Source organism: Pseudomonas sp. NBRC 111124, assembly GCF_001320245.1.
Taxonomy (GTDB): Bacteria; Pseudomonadota; Gammaproteobacteria; order Pseudomonadales; family Pseudomonadaceae; genus Aquipseudomonas.
The window spans coordinates 218,608-239,813 of the sequence record NZ_BCBA01000007.1 but is presented as its reverse complement, the minus strand read 5'-3'; the positions used below and the strand labels follow the sequence as shown (position 1 = coordinate 239,813).

21 protein-coding genes are annotated in these 21,206 nt (G+C 62.3%); 5 read left to right on the top strand and 16 right to left on the bottom strand.

The features are described from left to right. Positions 1–13 precede the first annotated feature (13 nt). Entirely contained in the window at positions 14–787 is a 774-nt protein-coding gene (locus APH28_RS04760) for a MetQ/NlpA family ABC transporter substrate-binding protein (RefSeq protein WP_060507824.1), read from the top strand. Positions 788–906: 119 nt separating this feature from the next. Here the strand turns inward: APH28_RS04760 and APH28_RS04755 are convergent, their stop codons facing one another. The 5 genes from APH28_RS04755 to APH28_RS04735 are packed head-to-tail and all read right to left on the bottom strand — an operon-like array spanning position 907 to position 4,790. Beyond that, positions 907–1,539: an SCO family protein gene (locus tag APH28_RS04755; RefSeq protein WP_060507823.1), complete on the bottom strand. Its 633-nt coding sequence runs from the start codon at positions 1,537–1,539 to the stop codon at positions 907–909. After that, complete coding sequence (gene cyoE / locus APH28_RS04750; RefSeq protein WP_060507822.1) at positions 1,536–2,429, bottom strand: heme o synthase; 894 nt, start codon at positions 2,427–2,429, stop codon at positions 1,536–1,538. The genes APH28_RS04755 and cyoE overlap by 4 nt, the downstream gene beginning before the upstream one ends. After that, positions 2,414–3,493: a heme A synthase gene (locus tag APH28_RS04745; protein ID WP_060507821.1), complete on the bottom strand. Its 1,080-nt coding sequence runs from the start codon at positions 3,491–3,493 to the stop codon at positions 2,414–2,416. The genes cyoE and APH28_RS04745 overlap by 16 nt, the downstream gene beginning before the upstream one ends. 9 nt (positions 3,494–3,502) lie before the next feature. Then, positions 3,503–4,084: a hypothetical protein gene (locus APH28_RS04740; protein WP_060507820.1), complete on the bottom strand. Its 582-nt coding sequence runs from the start codon at positions 4,082–4,084 to the stop codon at positions 3,503–3,505. Further along, positions 4,053–4,790 (bottom strand): SURF1 family protein, encoded by a 738-nt coding sequence (locus APH28_RS04735; protein WP_060507819.1) that lies wholly within the window; start codon positions 4,788–4,790, stop codon positions 4,053–4,055. The genes APH28_RS04740 and APH28_RS04735 overlap by 32 nt, the downstream gene beginning before the upstream one ends. A gap of 63 nt (positions 4,791–4,853) precedes the next feature. On the opposite strand from APH28_RS04735, the gene APH28_RS04730 reads away from it, so the two are divergent. Next, positions 4,854–5,057 (top strand): twin transmembrane helix small protein, encoded by a 204-nt coding sequence (locus tag APH28_RS04730; protein ID WP_060507818.1) that lies wholly within the window; start codon positions 4,854–4,856, stop codon positions 5,055–5,057. Here the strand turns inward: APH28_RS04730 and APH28_RS04725 are convergent, their stop codons facing one another. The 4 genes from APH28_RS04725 to coxB are packed head-to-tail and all read right to left on the bottom strand — an operon-like array spanning position 5,058 to position 9,299. After that, complete coding sequence (locus tag APH28_RS04725; protein WP_060507817.1) at positions 5,058–5,945, bottom strand: cytochrome c oxidase subunit 3; 888 nt, start codon at positions 5,943–5,945, stop codon at positions 5,058–5,060. It lies immediately after the preceding gene. A gap of 16 nt (positions 5,946–5,961) precedes the next feature. Further along, positions 5,962–6,528 (bottom strand): cytochrome c oxidase assembly protein, encoded by a 567-nt coding sequence (locus APH28_RS04720; RefSeq protein WP_060507816.1) that lies wholly within the window; start codon positions 6,526–6,528, stop codon positions 5,962–5,964. 10 nt (positions 6,529–6,538) lie between these two features. Next, positions 6,539–8,128 (bottom strand): cytochrome c oxidase subunit I, encoded by a 1,590-nt coding sequence (ctaD, locus tag APH28_RS04715; protein ID WP_060507815.1) that lies wholly within the window; start codon positions 8,126–8,128, stop codon positions 6,539–6,541. Between the two features lie 43 nt (positions 8,129–8,171). Then, complete coding sequence (gene coxB / locus APH28_RS04710; RefSeq protein ID WP_060507814.1) at positions 8,172–9,299, bottom strand: cytochrome c oxidase subunit II; 1,128 nt, start codon at positions 9,297–9,299, stop codon at positions 8,172–8,174. A 370-nt stretch (positions 9,300–9,669) separates the two neighbouring features. On the opposite strand from coxB, the gene APH28_RS04705 reads away from it, so the two are divergent. After that, complete coding sequence (locus tag APH28_RS04705) at positions 9,670–10,311, top strand: hypothetical protein (protein WP_060507813.1); 642 nt, start codon at positions 9,670–9,672, stop codon at positions 10,309–10,311. Positions 10,312–10,422: 111 nt separating this feature from the next. On the opposite strand, the gene APH28_RS04700 is transcribed toward APH28_RS04705, so the two are convergent. The 6 genes from APH28_RS04700 to prlC all read right to left on the bottom strand — a co-directional run bounded on the left by APH28_RS04700 (position 10,423) and on the right by prlC (position 18,762). Beyond that, entirely contained in the window at positions 10,423–11,958 is a 1,536-nt protein-coding gene (locus APH28_RS04700; protein ID WP_177334217.1) for a SulP family inorganic anion transporter, read from the bottom strand. 191 nt (positions 11,959–12,149) lie between these two features. Beyond that, positions 12,150–12,869, bottom strand: coding sequence for a carbonic anhydrase (locus APH28_RS04695; RefSeq protein ID WP_060507812.1), 720 nt, complete (start codon positions 12,867–12,869; stop codon positions 12,150–12,152). Positions 12,870–13,152: 283 nt separating this feature from the next. Further along, positions 13,153–14,211 carry a PA0069 family radical SAM protein gene (locus APH28_RS04690; protein ID WP_060507811.1) on the bottom strand — a complete coding sequence of 353 codons (1,059 nt, stop codon included), beginning with the start codon at positions 14,209–14,211 and terminating at the stop codon, positions 13,153–13,155. Between the two features lie 66 nt (positions 14,212–14,277). After that, complete coding sequence (locus tag APH28_RS04685) at positions 14,278–16,272, bottom strand: M3 family metallopeptidase (RefSeq protein WP_060507810.1); 1,995 nt, start codon at positions 16,270–16,272, stop codon at positions 14,278–14,280. 124 nt (positions 16,273–16,396) lie between these two features. Continuing rightward, a complete protein-coding gene (locus tag APH28_RS04680) occupies positions 16,397–16,678 on the bottom strand; it encodes a YheV family putative zinc ribbon protein (protein WP_054884391.1) in 282 nt (93 codons plus the stop codon). Beyond that, complete coding sequence (gene prlC, locus APH28_RS04675) at positions 16,675–18,762, bottom strand: oligopeptidase A (RefSeq protein ID WP_060507809.1); 2,088 nt, start codon at positions 18,760–18,762, stop codon at positions 16,675–16,677. The genes APH28_RS04680 and prlC overlap by 4 nt, the downstream gene beginning before the upstream one ends. A gap of 66 nt (positions 18,763–18,828) precedes the next feature. Here prlC and APH28_RS04670 point away from each other — a divergent pair, with 66 nt between their 5' ends. Then, a complete protein-coding gene (locus APH28_RS04670; RefSeq protein WP_060507808.1) occupies positions 18,829–19,377 on the top strand; it encodes a gamma carbonic anhydrase family protein in 549 nt (182 codons plus the stop codon). A gap of 20 nt (positions 19,378–19,397) precedes the next feature. Next, on the top strand, positions 19,398–20,048 hold the full coding sequence (locus tag APH28_RS04665) for an HAD family hydrolase (protein ID WP_060507836.1): 651 nt from the start codon (positions 19,398–19,400) through the stop codon (positions 20,046–20,048). Positions 20,049–20,088: 40 nt separating this feature from the next. Here APH28_RS04665 and APH28_RS04660 read toward each other — a convergent pair whose 3' ends face one another. Beyond that, positions 20,089–21,171: an aminopeptidase gene (locus APH28_RS04660; RefSeq protein WP_060507807.1), complete on the bottom strand. Its 1,083-nt coding sequence runs from the start codon at positions 21,169–21,171 to the stop codon at positions 20,089–20,091. Between the last annotated feature and the right edge of the window lie 35 nt (positions 21,172–21,206).

The following is a 21,206-nucleotide window of genomic DNA, read 5'->3' as shown; positions in this document are numbered from 1 at the left end:
CAAGGAGTGATTCATGAAGAAGCTGCTTGCTGTTGTCGCCGCTGTCGCGGCCTTCTCGGCCAATGCTGCCGAAACCCTCACCGTCGCCGCCACCCCGGTGCCGCACGCCGAGATCCTCAACTTCGTCAAACCTCAACTGGCGAAAGAGGGCGTAGAGCTGAAGGTCAAGGAATTCACCGATTACATCCAGCCGAACGTGCAAGTGGCCGAAAAGCGCCTGGACGCCAACTTCTTCCAGCATCAGCCGTACCTGGATGAGTTCAACAAGGCCAAGGGCACCAACCTGGTCAGCGTCGCCGGCGTGCACATCGAGCCGCTGGGCGTGTATTCGGCCAAGATCAAGAAGCTCGACGAGCTGTCCTCCGGCGCCACCGTGGTTATCCCCAACGACGCCACCAACGGCGGCCGCGCCCTGCTGCTGCTGGACAAGGCCGGCGTGATCAAGCTCAAGGACAACACCAACATCCTGTCGACCGTGAAGGACGTTGCCGAAAACCCGAAAAGCGTGAAATTCCGTGAGCTGGAAGCGGCCACCATCCCGCGCGTGCTGACCCAGGTCGATATCGCCCTGATCAACACCAACTACGCGCTGGAAGCCAAGCTGAACCCGGAAAAAGACGCCCTGGCCATCGAAGGCAGCGACTCGCCTTACGTGAACATCCTGGTTGCCCGCCCGGACAACAAGGACGCGGACGCGATGAAGAAGCTGGCTGCTGCACTGCACTCGCCTGAGGTGAAGCAGTTCATCAACGAGAAGTACAAGGGCGCTGTGGTTCCGGCGTTCTAAACCGAACTACCTCGCTGGATTGTTCGCGGGCACGCCCGCTCCCACAGGTTTATCACTAGCTTCAGGCTTTCTGATATCTCTGTGGGAGCGGGCGTGCCCGCGAAGCTTTTGGGCCCTGCTCAATCCCGCTTCACAAGCACCGGCAACTGCGCCACCAGCTTCTGGTTGTTGAACGGCGCACGAATGAACCCGCGCTGACGCCCATCCGGCCCGACGATTGCCAGGTTGCCGCTGTGATCCACGGTATACCCCGGCTTGCTGGTATCCGCCGGGATGAACGGAATGCTCAAGGCATTGGCGAGCTTCTGGGTATCTTCGATCGAGCCTGCCACCCCGACGAAATCCTTGTCGAAATAGCCCAGGTACTGCTTCAGCTGGTTCGGCGTATCGCGGTTCGGGTCCACGCTCACCAATACCACCTGCAGCCGGTCCACGGCCTCCTTGGGCAGCTCGCTCTTCACCTGGCGCAACTGGGCCAGGGTGGTCGGGCAGATGTCCGGGCAGTAGGTGTAGCCAAAGAACAGCAGCGACCACTTGCCCTTCAGGTCGTCCAGCTGCACCGGCTGGCCATCCTGGTTGGTCATGGTCACGTCGGCCACCGTGCGGCTCTGCGGCAGCAGGATGATCCCGGCGTCGATCAGCTCGGTCGGGTTCGGCTGGCCACGCTCACTCAGCACCTTGTTGACGGTAAGGCCCATGATCAGCGCGACCAGGGCAACGAGGATGAAGACGGTTTTCTGGGTTCGGGTCATAGATTCAGCAACAGGTAGTGGTCAACGAGCAACGCGATGAACAGCGCGAACAGGTAGCCGATAGAGTACTTGAAGGTGCCGATCGCCGCGTGCGGCCGGCTGCCACGGTACAACACCCAGGCCCAGTGCAGGAAGCGCAAGCCCAGCGCCAAGGCGCAGGCCAGGTACAACAGGCCGCTCATGTGGATGGCAAACGGCAGCAGGCTTACTGCCAGCAATATCAGGCTGTAGAGCAGGATATGCAGCTTGGTGTAACGCTCGCCATGGGTGACTGGCAACATCGGGATATCGGCCTTGGCGTACTCTTCCTTGCGGTGGATGGCCAGCGCCCAGAAGTGCGGTGGCGTCCAGGCAAAGATGATCAGCACCAGCAGCAGGGGCTCCGCGCTGACATGGCCGCTCACCGCGACCCAGCCCAGCAGCGGCGGCGCGGCCCCGGCCAGGCCGCCGATGACGATGTTCTGCGGCGTGGCGCGCTTGAGAAAGCCGGTATAGAGCACCGCATAGCCGAGCAGGGAGGCCAGGGTCAGCCAGGCGGTGAGGGTATTGGTGAACACTAGCAGCACGATCATACCGAGCAGCGCCAGGGCCAGGGCGAACAGCAACGCCGGCAACGGCTCGACGCGGCCCTGAGCCAACGGGCGTTTGTGGGTGCGCGCCATCAGCGCGTCAATGCGCCGGTCCACCACGTGATTGACCACCGCCGCGCCGCCCGCACACAAGGCAATGCCCAGGTTGCCGAATAGCAGCACGCTCCAGCTGACCCCCGCGCGGGTCGCCAGGAACATGCCCACCAGCGAAGTGATCAGCATCAGCACCACCACCTTAGGCTTGGTCAGCTCCAGGTAATCGCGCCAGCCGGCACGCCTTGCGCTCAGAAGCGTCGCCACGAATCGTTCCTCATCTGATGGGTGATGCTGACCCCGGCCACAGGCCGCAGGCGCCAACCCTGGCCAACCCCGACACGGACCTTGTCAACCACACGGATGCGGTAGTTCACCAGCACCATACTCAGCAGCAGCAGCGCGCCACCTGCGTTATGTGCCACCGCGACGGCCAGCGGCAGGTGGAACAGCACATTGCTGATCCCCAGGCCGATCTGCACTGCCAGCGCCAGCAACACCACCCGCGACAAGCCAGTGAGGCCACAGCGGTGCAGCTTCCAGCTGAGCATCAGCAGTACACAGGTCACCAGCAGCGCACCCAGTCGATGGCTGATGTGGATGGCCGTGCGCGCATCGCTGTCAAGCTGGCCACCCAGGTAGTTGGGGCCGACGTGCTGGGTGAGGTGGAAGCCGTTGCTGAAGTCTGCCGCCGGCCACCACTGGCCATGGCAGGTGGGCAGGTCAATGCAGGCGACCGCCGCATAGTTGGAGCTGACCCAGCCACCCAGTGCGATCTGGCCGATCACCACCAACAAGGCCAGCGCGGCTACCCGCCGAAGGCTCAGTGGCAATTTCGGCAACGGCGCAAAGGCCCGGGATAGACGCAGCGACAGCAGGAACAGCAGGCTAAGGGTGGTGAAACCACCCAGCAGGTGCGCTGTAACCACTTGCGGCCACAGCTTGAGGGTGACGGTCCACATGCCAAACGCCGCCTGTGCCAGCACCACGCCCAGCAATAACAGTGGCAGGCGATAGGGCTGACCCTCACGGGCATGCCGACGCAGCCCCTGCAAGGCGAGCAGGGCGATCACCACGGCAAGGGTACCGGCGAAGTAGCGGTGAACCATCTCGGCCCAGCCCTTGGCCTCTTCTACCGGGTGGTCAGGAAAGTGCAGTTCGGCATGGGCCCGCTGCGCTTCGCTCTTGGGTACGCTGATGAAGCCATAGCAGCCCGGCCAGTCCGGGCAGCCGAGCCCGGCGTGTGTCAGTCGGGTGTAGGCACCGAGCAGGACGACCAGCAGTGCCAGCAGGGTAGCGAACACAGCGAGGCGGAATCCGGGTCTGGCCATGGCAGGCTCCTAGCCGATGTTGGACAGCTTGAGCAGGTGGCGCAGGTCGTCGAGCACGTGTTTGCCATTGACCTTGCTGTCGTAGCGCAGCACCAGATTGCCGTGCGGGTCGACGATCCACAGTTGCGGGCCGGGTTCGCCAACCTTCTGCAAATAGCGCTGGGTGTCCAGCGGATAGCGTTGCAATTGCGGGTATTCACGGCCGAGCAGTGCCTGGAACTCGGCGCTCAGCGGCTGAGCCGCTGCCAGGGCATGGCTGGCGCGGCTGGCGTCGCGGCCCAGGCCAACCTGGATCTGGCGCACCAGATAGACCAGCCGTTGGCAGTCCTCGGCACAGGCTTGCGGGGCGCTGACCAGCAACTGCCAGCGCTCGTCCTCGCCAGCGATGCCGATATCAGCGCGGCTCTCGCCATTGCCGATCATCGCGCCGTGGTAGTTGCGACCGTCGGGCACCCAGAACTGCAGCTTGTACATGCAGGTGGCCAGGACCATCGGCCCGAGCACCACCAGCAGAATCAGGATCAGCTGCAAACGCCCGCGGGCTCTGGGTTTGCTACGTTCAGGCAGGTCCAGTGGAGTGGCGGCGGCCATCGGTATTCTCCTTCTTGCGGTGCCAGCCAAAGTAGAGGTAGAGCAGCACCAGGGCGGTGGCCAGGGCGAACCATTGCGCGGCGTAGCCCAAGTGCTTTTCCGGGCCCAGGGCAACGATCGGCCAACCCAGCCGGTAACTGGCTGGGCCGGATTCCAGGCGCAGCTCATGGGCAAAGCCTTCGCGGTCGAGTTGCTGCCAAAGTTGCGCAGCGTCGATGGCAGTGAGCAGGTGCGGCCACTGCCCGCCTACAGGGTCGGGGTGCAACTGGAAGGTTTTGCCAGGCGCCACATACACCGTGGCATCCAGTGCCAATGCCTGATCGGGGGTGTTGAATTGCACCGGCACACGGCGGTCCGGCCACGGCAGCCAACCGCGGTTGACCAGCAGCCACAGGCCACTGGCTTGGTCATGGAAGGGTTGCAGCAGTTCGACGCCGGCTTGGCCGTCGCGCAGGCTGTTGTCCAGCAGCACGCTGTGTTCGGCGTCGAAGCGGCCGTAAAGGCGCACGCGACGGTAGGCCGGGTCCTGCGACTGTTGCAGCTGGCTGGTGGCCAATGCAGGGGCGACCTCGCGTTCGGCATAAGTGTCCAGCAGCGCGCGCTTCTCATCAGCCCGGCCAAGCTGCCAGCAGCCAAGCGCAATCAGCCCCGGCAGCAGCGCAAGCACTACCAGGGTCGGTATCCAGCCCGGGCGAAACGGCCTCATCGCAGCCTCGCCGGGCCAATCGCTATACTTATCCACATCACCGCATTCCCCTGGAGAAGCGCCATGCTCAAGGCCGCGATTGTCCTGATGCTGTTGGCCACGGTTGCCAGCCTGTTCAGTGGCCTGGTGTTTCTGGTCAAGGACGATGAAAACTCCACCCGCCTGCTCAAAGCCCTGACCGTGCGGGTGGCCCTCGCCACCTTGACCATCGGCCTGGTGGCCTGGGGCTTCATCAGTGGTCAGCTGGTGTCTCACGCACCGTTCTGATCACAGCACATACACAAAGATGAACAGCCCCACCCACACCACATCGACGAAGTGCCAGTACCAGCTCGCCGCTTCGAAACCGAAGTGCTTGTCGGGGTTGAAGTGCCCGCGCAGGATGCGCACGAACATCACGATCAGGATGATCGTGCCCAAGGTCACGTGGGCCCCGTGGAAGCCGGTGAGCATGAAGAACGTCGCGCCGTAGATGCCCGAGCCCAGGGTCAGCCCCAGCTTGGTATAAGCCTCGTGGTACTCGTAGGCCTGCAGCGTGATGAAGCTCAAGCCCAGGAGAATGGTCAGCGCCATCCAGAATTTCAGCGGGCCACGATGGTCACGGCGCAGGGCATGGTGCGCGAGGGTGATGGTCACGCTGGAGCTGACCAGGAGGATGGTGTTGATCAGCGGCAGGTGCCACGGGTCGATCACCTCCTTGGGCGGCGGGAACAGTTTTGGGTCAGGCGTGTGCAGCAGCGGCCAAGTGAATTCGAACGTCGGCCACAACATGTGCGCAACACCCTTGGCCCCGTCACCGCCCAGCCACGGCCCGGCCAGCACGCGCACGTAGAACAGCGCGCCGAAGAAGGCCATGAAGAACATCACTTCCGAGAAGATGAACCAGCTCATGCCCCAGCGGAACGAGCGGTCCAGCTGCGGGCTGTACAGCCCGGCGCGGCTCTCGCGGACCACCGCACCGAACCAGCCGAACAGCATGTAGGCCAGGAACAGCGCGCCGACGAAAAAGATCAGCGGCCCGTGCGACGACGGGTGGCCAGCCTTGATGTCGTTGAACCAGGTGCCCAGGCCGAACACCGTGATGAACATGCCGATGGTGGCGATGATCGGCCACTTGCTCTGCGCCGGAACGTAATAGTGATCATGACTTGCCATTGCTGTTCTCCTTCCCTCAACGGGCGCCCTGGACGTCCTGTACCGCGGCATGGGCGACCGGCGGATGACGCGCAGTGATGTCGAACAAGGTGTAGGCCAGTGTCAGGTGCTTCACGCTGGCCGGCAGGTCGCGGTCGACGATGAAGCGCACCGGCATCTCGATGCGTTCGCCGGGCTGCAGCACCTGCTGGGTAAAGCAGAAGCACTCGGTCTTGTGGAAATACGCCGCGGCCTCGGCCGGGGTGATACTGGGTATCGCTTGCGCACTCATCGGCCGGTTGGTCGGGTTGTGCGCGACGAAAATCATCTGGTTCACCGCCCCCGGGTTGACCTCGAGCTCGTCGCCTTTGGAGTAGAAGTCCCAGACCATGTCGGCGGCGTTGGTCGACATGAACTGCACCCGCACCGAACGCGAGGTGTCGCTGACCTGGCTGCCCTCGTACTGCCCGCCGGTCTTGCCGTTGATGCCGAAGGCCTTGCACATCACGTCATACATCGGCACCAGGGCAAAGCCGAAGCCAAACATCACCACCGTCAGCAACAGCAGGCGGGTAACCAGGCGCTTGAGCGACGAGCCTTTCATGGCGGCGCTCCTACTTCACTTCTGGTGGCGTCTGGAAGGTGTGGTAGGGCGCAGGCGAGGGGATCGACCATTCCAGGCCCTCGGCGCCATCCCAAGGCTTGGCCGGGGCGGGTGCGCCGCCACGGATGCACTTGATGACAATGAACAGGAAGAACAGCTGCGTGGTGCCGAACAGGAAGGCGCCGATCGACGACACCATGTTGAAGTCGGCGAACTGCAGGTTGTAGTCGGGAATACGCCGCGGCATGCCGGCCAGGCCGACGAAGTGCATGGGGAAGAAGGCCATGTTCATGCCCACGAACGACAGCCAGAAGTGCAGCTTGCCGAGGGTTTCGTCATACATGTGGCCGGTCCATTTCGGCAGCCAGTAGTAAGCCGAGGCAAAAATGCCGAAGATCGCCCCAGGCACCAGCACATAGTGGAAGTGCGCCACCACGAAGTAGGTGTCGTGATACTGGAAGTCCGCCGGGGCGATGGCCAGCATCAGCCCGGAGAAACCACCGATGGTGAACAGGATGACGAAGGCGATGGCGAACAGCATCGGCGTCTCGAAGCTGAGCGAGCCCTCCCACATGGTGCTGACCCAGTTGAACACCTTCACCCCGGTGGGCACGGCGATGAGCATGGTGGCGTACATGAAGAACAGCTCGCCAACCACCGGGATACCGACCACGAACATATGGTGGGCCCAGACGATGAACGACAGGAAGGCAATCGCGCCAGTGGCATACACCATCGAGGTATAGCCAAACAGCGGCTTGCGCGAGAATGCCGGGATGATCGAACTGACCGCGCCGAACGCCGGCAGGATCATGATGTACACCTCGGGGTGGCCGAAGAACCAGAACACATGCTGGAACAGCACCGGGTCACCGCCACCGGCGGCGCTGAAGAAGCTGGTGCCGAAATGGATGTCCATGAGCATCATGGTCACCACCCCGGCCAGTACCGGCATTACCGCAATCAGCAGGAACGCGGTAATCAGCCAGGTCCAGACGAACAGTGGCATCTTCATCAGGGTCATGCCCGGGGCGCGCAGGTTGAGGATGGTGGCGATCACGTTGATCGCGCCCATGATCGAGCTGATGCCCATCAGGTGGATGGCAAAGATGAAAAAGGTGACGCTGGCCGGCGCGTAGGTGGTCGACAGAGGCGCGTAGAAGGTCCAGCCGAAGTTCGGCCCGCCGCCCGGGCTGAACAGGGTTGAAACCAGCAGCAGGAAGGCCGCCGGCAACAGCCAGAAGCTGAAGTTGTTCATCCGCGGCAGGGCCATGTCCGGCGCGCCGATCATCAGCGGGATCATCCAGTTGGCCAGACCGACGAAGGCCGGCATCACCGCGCCGAACACCATGATCAGGCCGTGCATGGTGGTCATCTGGTTGAAGAACGCCGGCTCGACGATCTGCAGCCCGGGCTGGAACAGCTCAGCGCGGATGACCATGGCGAACGAACCGCCGAGCAGGAACATCATGAAGGCGAACCACAGGTACATCGTGCCGATGTCCTTGTGGTTGGTGGTCAGTACCCAGCGCATCAGGCCCTTGGCCGGGCCGTGGGCATGGTCATCGCCGTGGGCGTGGTCGTCGATCACTGCACTCATGTCCTGTCTCCTGCAATCCGCTGATTGCCGCGCAAAACCCGGTTCACTTGGCTTCTGCCTGCTTGAGCGCCAGCACGTCCTTCGGCGTGACCATGTCGCCCTTGTTGTTGCCCCAGGCATTGCGCTCGTAGGTGACCACGGCAGCGATGTCGACCTCGGAGAGCTGCTTGCCGAACGCGGCCATCGCCGTGCCCGGGCGGCCATGGAACACCACGCTCAGGTGCTCTTCCTTCGGCCCGGTGGCCACTTTCGACCCCTTGAGGGCCGGGAACATTGGTGGCAGGCCCTGACCTTCGGCCTGGTGACAGGCCACGCAGGTAGTGTGGTAGACCTTGTCGCCACGCTCGACCAGTTCTTCGAGCGTCCACTCCTTGCTGGTCAGCTCCTTGAGCTTGGCGGCCTCGGCCTTGCGCTCGGCAAGCCAGGCGTCGTAGTCGGGCTTGGACTTGACCTCGACCACCACCGGCATGAAACCGTGGTCCTTGCCGCACAGCTCAGTGCACTGGCCGCGGTAGATGCCAGGCTTCTCGATGCGGGTCCAGGCTTCGTTGACGAAGCCGGGGATGGCGTCGCGCTTCACCGCGAAGGCCGGCACCCACCAGGAGTGGATGACGTCGGCGGCAGTCACCAGGAAGCGCACCTTCGCGCCCACCGGTAGCACCAGCGGCTGGTCGACTTCAAGCAGGTAATGTTCATCCTTGGGCGCCTGGTTGTGGATCTGCTCGGCGGGAGTGGCCAGGTTGCTGAAAAACTCCACGTCCTGACCCAGGTATTTGTAGTGCCACTTCCACTGGTAGCCGGTGACCTGAATGTCGATGTCCGATTCGCTGGCGTCGTAGATATCGATCAGGGTCTTGGTGGCCGGAATGGCCATGGCCACCAGAATCAGAAAGGGAACGATGGTCCAGAGGATTTCCACCCACGTGTGCTCGTGGAAATGCGCGGGCTGCTGGCCGGTGGAACGCCGGTGGATGACCATGGACCAGAACATCGCACCGAATACCACGATGCCGATGATCACGCAGATCCAGAAGATCGTCATGTGCAGGTCGAACACGGCGTTGGAGACTTCCGTCGCCCCCGGGTGCATGTTCACGGTCCAGGCGGCGTTGGCCCGACCAAAAACCGACCACAACAGGAGGCCCATCCAGACATGTGGATGTCGCATCATTGCGGGTTCCCCTTCTCGTTCTTGTAGTCCCGGAGGCGTGGCCTGCGGCAAGAGGGAACGGCGGTCAAGACTGCCTGGCTTCGACGACCGAGCCCCTGCAAAAAAGCAGTCGGGCCTCATCAACGAATCACGTTCGACGGGAGTATAGACAGCGACCAACGGCACGCAACGGCACCGGTGAAATGAACTTCACGAAATCAGAAAAAGCCGGCAAACGCCCGGTCTTGATGGGTTATGGCAATATGCTGGCCTTGCGATATTCCGAACTGCGCACACGTTTGCGGGGTTTATAACAAATGCGTCTTAGGTATTCTGTATACCGAGCTAATTTAGTGTCTTCCGTTTGAAACGTCTTGTCCCTGGAGTTGTCATGAACATCGCTGCTGTACGCGAGCAGATTAGCCAAGCCCACGATCACGAAGGCCGCACCGGCCAACTGAAAGAGCGTCTCGAGCTGCAACTGCCACACCTGCACCCCTCGATCCAACTGCCTGAGCAGGACGCCCAGGGTACTTTGGCGCGCTTCGTCAGCGCTTACATCAATCAAGTTCCGGAGCTGCTGGAAGCCGCCCACGACGTCGCCCGCGAAGCGGGGATCGAATCCCAGATCAAGCCTGTTCTGAAAATTGCCGAGGCCTTTTTCCTGCATCCCCCGCGCGTGATGCAAGGGCATGTCGGCCTGGACTGCCTGCTGGATGAGGCTTACCTGGCGCACCGGCTGGTAGAGGAAGTGAACGATCTCTACATCCGCCACTTCCAGCAACCGCTGATTCCGGTCGACACCACGGTCGCCAACCTGATCGCCCACCAGCTGATTGGTGAAACCTTCGCCAACCAGCTGGATGAAGTGGTGCATCACTCGGTGGACAAGATGCTGGATGACGATAGCTTTGCCGCAGAGTCGGTCGAGGCTTATCGCGAAACCCTGTGCAGCCCGGAAACCGGCGAAGCGTGGAAGCGCTGGCCGTGCCTGTCGCGCCAACTGGGTGTGGAGCTGGGCCAGCCGGCCTGATCAAACCTGCACCGCCCTCTTCGCGGGTGAACCCGCTCCCACAGGTAATGCACAGCCTGTGGAAGCGGCGTCACCCGCGAAGAGGGCGGCTCAGGCACCAAACTCTTGCGTTCAGGTACCCACTCCCGCTGTTGTGCGCATCCGCCCCTCGATCCGCCGTTTCAACCGCCGCTGCTCGATCACCAACCTCGATCCATTGGCCGCATTGCTCCGGCTCCAGTCCTCGAGCAGTTCCAGGCACGAATGGTCGATGTAGCTCAGGTTGCTCAGCGGCACATGCAAGGTGGTCCCCGCCGGCACGGTATCGAGCACCTGGGTCAGCGCCGGCACTTTCAGGAAAGTCGCCGCACCGCTGAGCCGCAGCTCCATGTGGCCCTCTTTCTCCAGGCTCACCAGGTTGATCTTCAGCCGCGCTGCCTTGAACGCCAGCTTCAGCAGGGTCAAGGCAAAGCCCAGCAGCACGCCGGTCAGTAGGTCGGTGAAGATGATTGCCAGCGCGGTGGCCGCGTAGGTGAACATCGGCATCCGCCCATAACGGCCCAGCCCGCGGAACGCCTTGAAGTCCACCAGCTTCACACCGGTGAACACCAGCACGCCCGCCAGGCTCGCCACTGGTATCTGCTGCAGCACGCTGCTCAACACCACCACGAACGCCAGCAACCACAGGCCATGCAGGATCGCCGAGGCCCTGGTTTGCGCGCCGGCCTGGACGTTGGCCGAACTGCGCACGATCACTCCAGTCATCGGCAACGCGCCGAGCACGCCACAGAGCATGTTGCCGATGCCCTGAGCCGACAGCTCGCGGTCGAAGTCCGAGCGCTGACCACTGTGCATGCGGTCTACAGCGGCCGCCGACAGCAGCGTCTCGGCACTGGCAATGAAGGCCAGCGCGAAGGCTGCCACCAGCAGGGTCGGGTCGGCCAGCTTCAGCAGATCGTCCGGGCGGATCCAGTCGATCGCTTCGGACAAGTCCGCTGGCACCTGCACCCGGTTCACCGGCAACGCCAGCCACATGGCGATGGCAGTCATCGCCGCCACACCGAGCAAGGCACCCGGCACAAAGCGAAGCCGCTGTGGCCGCAAGCGCTCCCAGCCCCACATGATGGCGATGGTGCCCAGGCCCAGTGCGCCGGCCATCCAACCGGAGCCAGCGTTTTCCTGGGGCAGCGCCGCAGCCACGGTGGACGGGAATTCCAGCAGGTTTTGCAGGCCCGACGGCTGCGGCGCCGTGTCGAACATCACATGCACCTGTGACAGCACGATCAGCACACCGATACCGGCAAGCATGCCGTATACCACCGCTGGCGCGGTGACACGGAACCAGCATCCCAGGCGCAAGCGCCCAGCCAGCAATTGCAGAATCCCCGCCAGCAGCAGGATTGGCCCAAGCATCGCCATGCCATGCTGGCGCACCAGCTCGAACACCAGCACCGCCAGGCCGGCCGCCGGGCCGCTGACCTGCAACGGCGAACCCGCCAGGAAGCCGACGACGATGCCACCGATGATGCCCGTGATCAGGCCCTTGGCCGGCGGCATGCCCGAGGCGATCGCAATGCCCATGCACAATGGCAGGGCAACCAGGAAGACCACCACCGACGCCAGCAACTCACGCGGCAGGGCCGCTTTCAACTGTGTCATGTTCACCATCGTTCTCCTTTCTCTGTCACACGGCCATTCCCCTGGCCGTGGGCACGTTTGGACCCTGACGAGCGCGCAGGCGCAGGCCGCCAGCGGAATCGCCGGCAGGGCAGTCAGGGCATTTTCAAGGCAGCCGAAGGCCGCGCCACACCCGCGATGGGTGCAGCCGGCTATTCAAGGTTCAGCTGTGGACGGGTCGCTTAGTAGCGGCCTCTCGGAGTGGCGCAGGGCACGGGCTCGCCTGCGGTCAGTGGCAGGAAGCTGTCACTGGCTGCGTCGTAGGCTTCGATCTTGCTGGTCTCGATGTCGTAGACCCAGCCATGGATGAACAGCTCACCCGCTGCCAGGCGCGAAGCCACCGATGGGTGGGTGCGCAGGTGATGCAGCTGGGCGATGACGTTTTCCTTGGTCAGCACCTGCATGGTTTCGTGCTCGCTGCCGCAGGAGCAATTGTTCTCGACCACGGTGCGGGCCACTTCGGCGTGACGCAACCAGGCGGAAACGGTCGGCATCTTGGTCAGCGATTGCGGGTTCAGCACGGCACGCATGGCACCGCAGTCGGAGTGGCCGCACACAATGATGTGGTGCACCTTCAGCGCCAGGACCGCGTACTCGATCGCGCTGGAGACGCCGCCGTTCATCTGGCCATACGGCGGAACGACGTTACCGACGTTACGGGTCACGAACAGATCGCCCGGCGAGCTCTGGGTGATCAGCTCGGGGACGATACGCGAGTCGGCACAGGTGATGAACATGGCGCGCGGGGTTTGCGCAGTGGCGAGCTTCTTGAACAGCTCCTGCTGCTCAGGGAAGACGTCATGGTGAAAGCGCAGGAAGCCGTCGACGATGTGCTTCAGGGCGGCATCGGCGCTCTCCGCTGGAGCTGGCGGAACGACCTTGGATGGGTCCTTTACGGGCATGATTCATCCTCTTGACGGTGTGTAGGTAAATCCATTTTACCGGTGAAAGATTCTGGCTATGCGCAGATTTAGATGACGCGCACGGGCGATAGATCACAGTCTTCGTTGGCTGGATTCCTACGCTAGCGGGGAAAACTTAACTGAAACTTAATTCGGAGGCTCTAGAACGGGTGTTCCAGATCGAAAAGGCGGGTTCTGAATAATAGCAAAAAAGCATCAACTGCCAAGAGCTATTAGCACCATTACCATCTCGGATTAGCTGGGCTGGGGATGGCCCTCGCCATCAGAACAACGCCATCTGCCCGCCTGGCGGACAAAAGGCTGAACAATCCAGCGCCTGCGCTTCCCGGCCTTCGAAGTTCAGCCGCTTCATCGCCTTGGCAAAACGCTGCGCCAGCAGCTCGGCAAACACCCCCTCACCGCGCATCCGGGCGCCGAAGCGGCTGTCGTACAGCTCGCCGCCACGGCTCTGGCGAATCAGGCTGAGCACATGAGCGGCCCGCTGCGGGTAATGGTCCTGCAGCCACTGTTCGAACAAAGGCGCCACCTCCAATGGCAGGCGCAGCATCATGTAGGCCGCGCTCTGAGCGCCAGCGTCCTTGGCAGCCTCCAACAAGTGTTCCAGCTCGCTGTCGTTGATCATCGGAATCATCGGCGAACACAGCACGCCCACCGGCACACCGGCTTCGCGCAAGACGCGAATGGCCCGCAGCCTCGCCTTTGGTGAAGCCGCGCGCGGTTCAAGCACCCGCTTGAGATCGTCGTCCAGGGTAGTGAGGCTGATCATCACCCGTGCCAGACGCTGCCTGGCCATTTCGGCCAACAGGTCGAGGTCGCGCAATACCAGCGAGCCCTTGGTGACGATGGTCACCGGGTGGCGAAACCGCAACAGCACTTCCAGTATCCGCCTGGTCAGTTGCTGATCCCGCTCGATCGGCTGATAAGGGTCGGTGTTCGCGCCCAGGTTGATCGGCGCGCAGACGTAGCCAGGCTTGCTCAACTGCTGTGCAAGCACTTCGGCGGCGTTGGTCTTGGCGATCAGCTTGGTCTCGAAATCCAGGCCAGGGGAAAGGTCCCAATAGGCATGCGAGGGGCGGGCATAGCAGTAGATGCAACCATGCTCGCAACCTCGGTAGGGATTGATGGAGCGGTCGAAAGGCAGGTCGGGGGAGGTATTGCGGCTGATGACCGATTTTGCCGTTTCGATCCGTACCTCGGTACCTTGGGTCTGGGGCACCTCCTGGTACCAACCGTCATCCTCAGCTACCGAATGGCTCGGCGCGAAGCGGTTGTGCGGATTGTGAGCAGTGCCACGCCCCTTTAACGCTGCTGGAGGTATCATCGCCCACTCCAAATACTGTATTCATATACAGTACCGGCATCGTTCCCGTATGACCAGCACCTCCGGTCAGGCCAAACCGTTCCAGCGCAGATAGGCATCCTGGTTCGGCGAACGCTGAAGGAAAACCTCGAGACCTTCCTTCAGCGGGCGCGACGCCCCAGGCTCGAATAGCGCCTCCTGCAATGCCTTGCCGGTAGCGCGGTCCAGCAGGCCATTAGCTTCGAAACGGCTGAACAGGTCGAAGGCATGAACATCGGACCACAGGTAGGCATAAAAACCTGCGTCGTAACCCGTGGCAAGGTAATCGAACGCGTGCGCGGGCCGTTCGAAGTCTGCCAGCGGCCAATAACCGCAACGCTCGCGTGCATCCGCCAGGCGTTGCCTGATACTCCTTCCGTCCAGGGGCGTGCTATGTACGTCCAGATCAAACAACGCCAGGCTCAGGAGGCGGCCTGTCTCACCAAGATTGGCCTGGCGAAGCGCACCCAGATAACGTTCGGCCTCGGCTCGGCTCAGGTCTAGGCCATCCTGACGCGGGGCCGCAATGCTAGCCAGATAACTCGCATCCCATATCCAGCGCTCAAACAACTTGCCGAACAATTCCACGCCATCCGTACCCAGCTCGGTGACGTTTGACATGACGTGAGTGCCGGTACGCACGAGCAAATGATGGAGGGCGTGGCCGAACTCGTGATACAGCTTGCGCAGCGACAAATGGTCCAGGAGCGGTTCGGCGCCTGCCAAGGGCATTGGAATGTCAGTGGTGACCACCACGACAGCGGCCTGGTAGATCCCTTCGGCATCGACCCGCCGGTTGCGTACATAATTGGTGTACACCGCATCAGGTTGCTTGCCGGTATGCCCTGCTGCATCCAGGTACAGGCAACCGATGAGTGCATGATCTTGCCAGACTTCAAAGGTCTGAACGCTCTCGTCCCAAGTCGGTAGGTGGGTCGGTCGCAACTCAAGGGCAAAAAGTTGCTGCGCCAGGTTTTTCAGTGCTGTCACCACAACGCTCAACGGGAAATGCTCGCGGAACGTCTCATCGTCATGCGCTTGGCCGGTGGCTTCCTGGAGAGCGTCGACATCCCACGGCTCAACGCTTGGCAGGCCTTGCTCGACCGCCAACTGCTCAAGCTGCGCTCGCCATTTCGCCATTGCAGGACGAACAGCCAGCGCCAGCGCATGCAGAAACTCGCGAACCTGACTGGCTGAGCCTGCACTCTTGGATTGCAGGCTCAGTTCAAGATGATTGGCATGACCGAGTAAATGAGCTTTCTCATCCAAAAGTTCTGCCAGCTGCTGCAACAGGTTTCCGTTGTCCATCTGCGCATCAGCGCTCACGCCACGCAAGTGATAGGCACGGCAGACCTTTTCACGCAACGGCCGGTGTTTCGAGTGCCGAAGTACCGACTCAGTCACCGCGCTTTCGCAGTCGATCAACCACCCCTGCTTCCCTTCCTGGCGGGCACGCGCCGCCAACTGGTCGCGCAGCTTCTGTCGCAGACCGAGCAGTTCAGCTTCATTGTCGATCAGCAGGCCTGGCCGCGTGAGATTGCCTAAGAATTGCCCGCGCAAAGTAACGATCTGCGCTTGCAGAGCCAAAAGATGAGCTTTGTCCTTTTCGCTCAGCAGCGCGCCGCTAGCTGCAAACTTTGCAAGGTGCCAACGGAGAGTGGCGCGCTTGGAGGCGTCCAGATTCACGCCATTGGCCGTACTCGCCAGGCGCTCATACAGCGCCAGTAGCCTGCTGTTGGTGAATTTCTGGTCGAAACGCGCCACGGTTTTGCCGTAGTAATTGCCGAACGACTGCGCCCATTGCGCACCCTTGCCCACGAGTGGCAGAACAGCATAAAGCACTGCCAGCAGCTGCGCATCGAGGCCATCGATTGCCAGCACCAGATCGTCCCAGGTAGGCAGGGCATGTTGCTTTTCGATGATGCGCTCAATACCCAGCTCATGTTCACGCAGCACATGATCAAAGGCAGAGGCCATGTTTTCGAGGGTAATCGATGGATAATCGACAGGAATATGGCTGGCTTGCAGGAGAGGATTGTCCACGATACTTCACCTTGCTCACATGTAAGAGCAAGCGAGCATGCATGGCAGCCGGACGGCGAGTGGCCTGATTATCTACTACCCAGGCAGCCCGCCCGAGCACAAGGCCCGGGCGGTACCCACGGCTTCACTCGGCCGGCTTTTTCAGCTTCGGATTAGGGAAGAACTGCACGGTCTGGACCTTGGCTGGTGCCGCCTTCGGCGCCAGCTGGTTGACCCTTGTGCCAAGCTCCTTGGGCACCGACAGGCCCTGCTCGTTGAGGGTGTCGGTGAAGCCGCACGCCACACACTCACGGTGTGGCACGTCGTCTTCGCTCCACATCATCAGCTTGTCGGGCTCACTGCACGCCGGGCATACCGCCCCGGCGATGAAGCGCTTCTTGGTCTTGTTCACAGCTACCTCGCTCATGCCGCCGCAGCCTCGGTAAGGCCACTGTGGCGCAGCAATGCATCGATGGAAGGTTCACGCCCACGGAAGTCCACGAACAGCTCCATGGGTTCGCGCGAACCGCCGCGGGCCAGGATCGCTTCGCGGAACGCGCGGCCGGTCTCGGCATTCAGCACGCCTTCTTCCTCGAAACGCGAGAAGGCGTCGGCCGACAGCACCTCAGCCCACTTGTAGCTGTAGTAGCCCGCCGCGTAACCGCCAGCGAATATGTGCGCGAAGCTGTTAGGGAAACGGTTGTACGCTGGCGGGCGCATCACCGACACCTCGTCACGCACGCCTTCGAGCACCTGCAGTACGCTGCGGCCATCGCCGTGGCTGGCGTGCAGCTCGAAGTCGAACAGCGAGAACTCCAGCTGGCGCACCATCATCATGCCGGACTGGAAGTTTTTCGCCGCCAGCATCTTGTCCAGCAGGTCCTGGGGCAGGGCCGCGCCGGTTTCGTAGTGGCCGGAGATCAGCGCCAGGCCTTCCGGCTCCCAGCACCAGTTTTCCATGAACTGGCTCGGCAGCTCGACCGCGTCCCAAGCCACACCGTTGATGCCGGAAACACCGGCATGCTCGATGCGGGTCAGCATGTGGTGCAGACCGTGGCCGAACTCGTGGAACAGGGTGGTGACTTCATCGTGGGTCAGCAGCGCAGGCTTGCCGGGTGCAGCCGGGGTGAAGTTGCACACCAGATTTGCTACCGGGCTCTGCAGATCGCCGCCAGCCGTACGACGTCGGTCACGGGCGCCGTCCATCCAGGCACCGCCACGCTTGTTGGCGCGGGCGTACAGGTCGAAGAAGAAGCGACCGACGTGCTGGCCGTTTTCCTTGATCTCGAACAGGCGCACGTCCGGGTGCCAGCTGTCGAAGCCCTTGAGTTCGGCGATCTCGATGCCGTACAGGCGCTGAACGATGCTGAACAGGCCGCTGAGCACCTTGTCGATCGGGAAGTAGGCGCGCAGGGTTTCCTGCGACACGCTGTAACGCTGCTCACGCAGCTTCTCGCCGAAGTAACCGGCATCCCAGCTGGCCAGCTCCGGGCAGCCCTGCTCGGCAGCGTAGGCCTTGAGCTGCTCCAGGTCCTGGGCGGCAAACGGCTTGGAGCGCTTGGCCAGGTCACGCAGGAAGTTCAGCACCTGGTCGCTGGACTCGGCCATCTTGGTCGCCAGGCTCAGCTCGGCGTAATTCTTGTAGCCCAGCAGCCCGGCCAGTTCCTGGCGCAGGTCGAGGATCTGCTGCATCACCGGGCCGTTGTCGAACTGGCCGGCATTCGGGCCCTGGTCCGAGGCACGGGTGCAGTAAGCGGCGTACAGCTCTTCACGCAGGGCGCGGTCGCTGTCGTAGGTCATCACCGCGTAGTAGCTGGGGAATTCCAGGGTGATCAGCCAGCCTTCGAGGCCCTTGGCCTGCGCGGCAGCGGCCATCTGCGCCTTGGCCGAATCGGTCAGGCCGGCCAGCGCGGTTTCGTCGGTGACGTGTTTGGACCAGGCCTGGGTGGCGTCGAGCAGCTGGTTGGAGAAACGGCTACCCAGCTCGCTGAGCTTGCTCTGCACTTCGGCATAACGCTGCTGCTGGTCGGCCGGCAGGTCGATGCCGGACAAGCGGAAGTCACGCAGGGCGTGCTCGAGGATAGTCTTTTGCGCCACGTCGAAGCCGGCGGCTTCCGGGCTGTTGGCCAGTGCCTGGTAGGCGTCGAACAGCGCACGGTTCTGGCCCAGTTCGGTAGAGTAGGCACTCAGCGCAGGCAGGCAGGACTCGTAAGCCTCGCGCAGTTCCTGGCTGTTGCACACCGCATTGAGGTGGCTGACCGGGCTCCAGGCGGCGCCCAGGCGGTCGTTCAGTTCGTCCATAGCCAGCACCAGGCCGGCCCAGGTAGGGTTATTGCCCTGCTGTTCGAGGATCTCGGCAATGGCTTTACGGTTGTCGGCCAGGATCGCTTCGATCGCCGGCAACACGTGTTCGGCACGGATTTGCGAGAAGGGCGGCAGATCGTAGGACTGCAGAAGTGGGTTGTTCGCACTCACGGTTCGGATACCTTGGCAGGAGAAACACTGCCCCATCTTAATTACAATCGTCGCCGACCGCAGCAGGCAGCCTGCCTATCGGCACAGATGAGAGACGCTATCATGGCCATCCGCAGTTTCCAGCAACACACTCCGAAAGTGGGACTCCGGGCTTTCGTCGACCGATCGGCGGTGGTCCTGGGCGATGTGGAAATCGGCGAGGACAGCTCTGTCTGGCCGCTGACGGTGATCCGCGGCGACATGCACCGCATCCGCATTGGCGCGCGCACCAGCGTGCAGGACGGCAGCGTGCTGCACATCACCCATGCCGGGCCCTTCAACCCCGACGGTTATCCGCTGATCATCGGTGACGAGGTGACCATCGGCCACAAGGTGATGCTGCATGGCTGCACCCTGGGCAACCGCATTCTGGTCGGCATGGGCAGCACCATCATGGATGGCGCCATTGTCGAAGACGAAGTGATCATCGGTGCCGGCAGCCTGGTGCCGCCAGGCAAACGCCTGGTCAGTGGCTACCTGTACATGGGCAGCCCGGTGAAACAGGTCAGGTTGCTCAACGAACAGGAGCACGCCTTCTTCCCTTACAGCGCCGGCAACTACGTCAAGCTCAAGGACCAGCACTTGGCCGAAGGCTACGACCAACCGGAATGAACCCGACTACCGAGACGAACATGCATCAGCAGAACATCCTCTTCGACCTCGACGGTACCTTGACCGACCCGCGTCAGGGCATCACCCGCTCGATCCAGTACGCCCTGGCCAAGCTGGGCATCGACGAGCCCGACCTGACCCGCCTCGAACACTTCATTGGCCCGCCACTGCTGCAGGCCTTCATGCAGTTCTACAGCTTCGATGAAGCCAAGGCATGGGAAGCGGTGAATTTCTACCGGGAGCGTTTCCGTGTCACGGGTTTGTACGAAAACCTGGTGTTCGAAGGCGTGCCAGAGCTGCTGGAAGCCCTGAACGGGCAGGGCCGGACGCTGTATATCGCCACGTCCAAACCCTGGGAATTCGCCCGGGAAATTGCCCGGCACTTTGCTTTCGACCACCACTTCAAGGTGATCTACGGCAGCGAGCTGGATGGCACGCGGACCAACAAGGTCGAGCTGATCCGCCATTTGCTGGATCAGGAAGGGCTGGATCCAGCGCAGACGCTGATGATCGGCGACCGCAAGCATGACCTGATCGGGGCGCGCAGCAATGGCTTGCAGGCGGTGGCGGTAGGGTATGGGTTTGGAAGCAAGGAAGAGCTGGTAGCCGAGGCGCCAAATTTTCACTTCGCTACCGTGGCCGATATGCATCAGGCCTTTATCCGCGGTTGAGGGCCATGGGGCTGCTAAGCAGCCCCAAGATCTCACAGGCTCATATCAACCGCTGCAACGCCGCCTTCCTGTCCGCAGCCGGCAACCGCCCAAGCTGCTCAACCCGCAGGTAAAACTGCGACCAGTCCCCATTCACCTCGCGGAACAAAGCCGAAAACGCCGGCACCCACTGGTCATAAAGCCCGAACGGCAACAACTTGGCATTGCTCAACGGCGAATAGATCCAGGCGTCATAGCGCTTGTCGCCCTTCCACTGGCTGTCCCGCACCTGCTTGTATTCACTGCGCAAGCGCTCGAACTCCGCCTGCTTGGCCACCCGCTTGTGCGCATCGTCCAAGGGCCCTGCATAAATCGCCTGCAACCGCTCGCGGCTGGCCAGCACCAAGCGGATGAACTGGTCACTCTGCTGCAACTGATCCGTCCCGATCGCCGCTAGCCCGCGCGCTGCGCGCCATTGCCGCGTGCCTTCCTGCTCGACGAAGGTGGCGAATGACTCGTTGAACTCGGTGTCATCCTGCACATAAAAGCGCTGATGGGCCAGCTCATGGAAGATCAGCGTGGCCAGCCGCTCATCCCCCCAGCCGACCATCGACGACAGGATCGGGTCATCGAACCAGCCCAACGTCGAGTAGGCTTCGACCCCGCTCACATATACATCCAGGCCTTGCTCGCGCATCAACGCCGCCGCACCCCGCGCTGCACCCTGGCGGTAGTAGCCACGGTAGGCGACGCAGCCGGCGATGGGGAAGCAATGCGTCACGGGCTGCAGCGACAGTTCGGGTGTTGCGAACACGTTCCACACCACATAGGGGCGATGCAGGTCGGCATAGAGCCTGTAGCTGCGGTTATCAGGGAGTTTCAGCTGTTCGCTGGCAAATACCCGCGCATCTTCGGCGTGGGCGAGACGCGCCCGCAACATCGGGCTGCTGGCGGGGTCGGCGATCACCGTGTCCACAGGCTGACGGGCCCGTAACAGCTGCCATTGCCCCTCGGCCAACTGACCGTAATAGCCCAAGGTACTGCAACCGTTCAGCAGAAAGGCGCCCAGCAGCGGAACCAAAGCCCTGAAAAGGCGGTCGAGTGGCCCAGGGCCTGAGCGCTTGAAAAGAACAAAGAGATCCATCTGGGGCTATCCATCTCGCTCAGGGCCAATGCGCT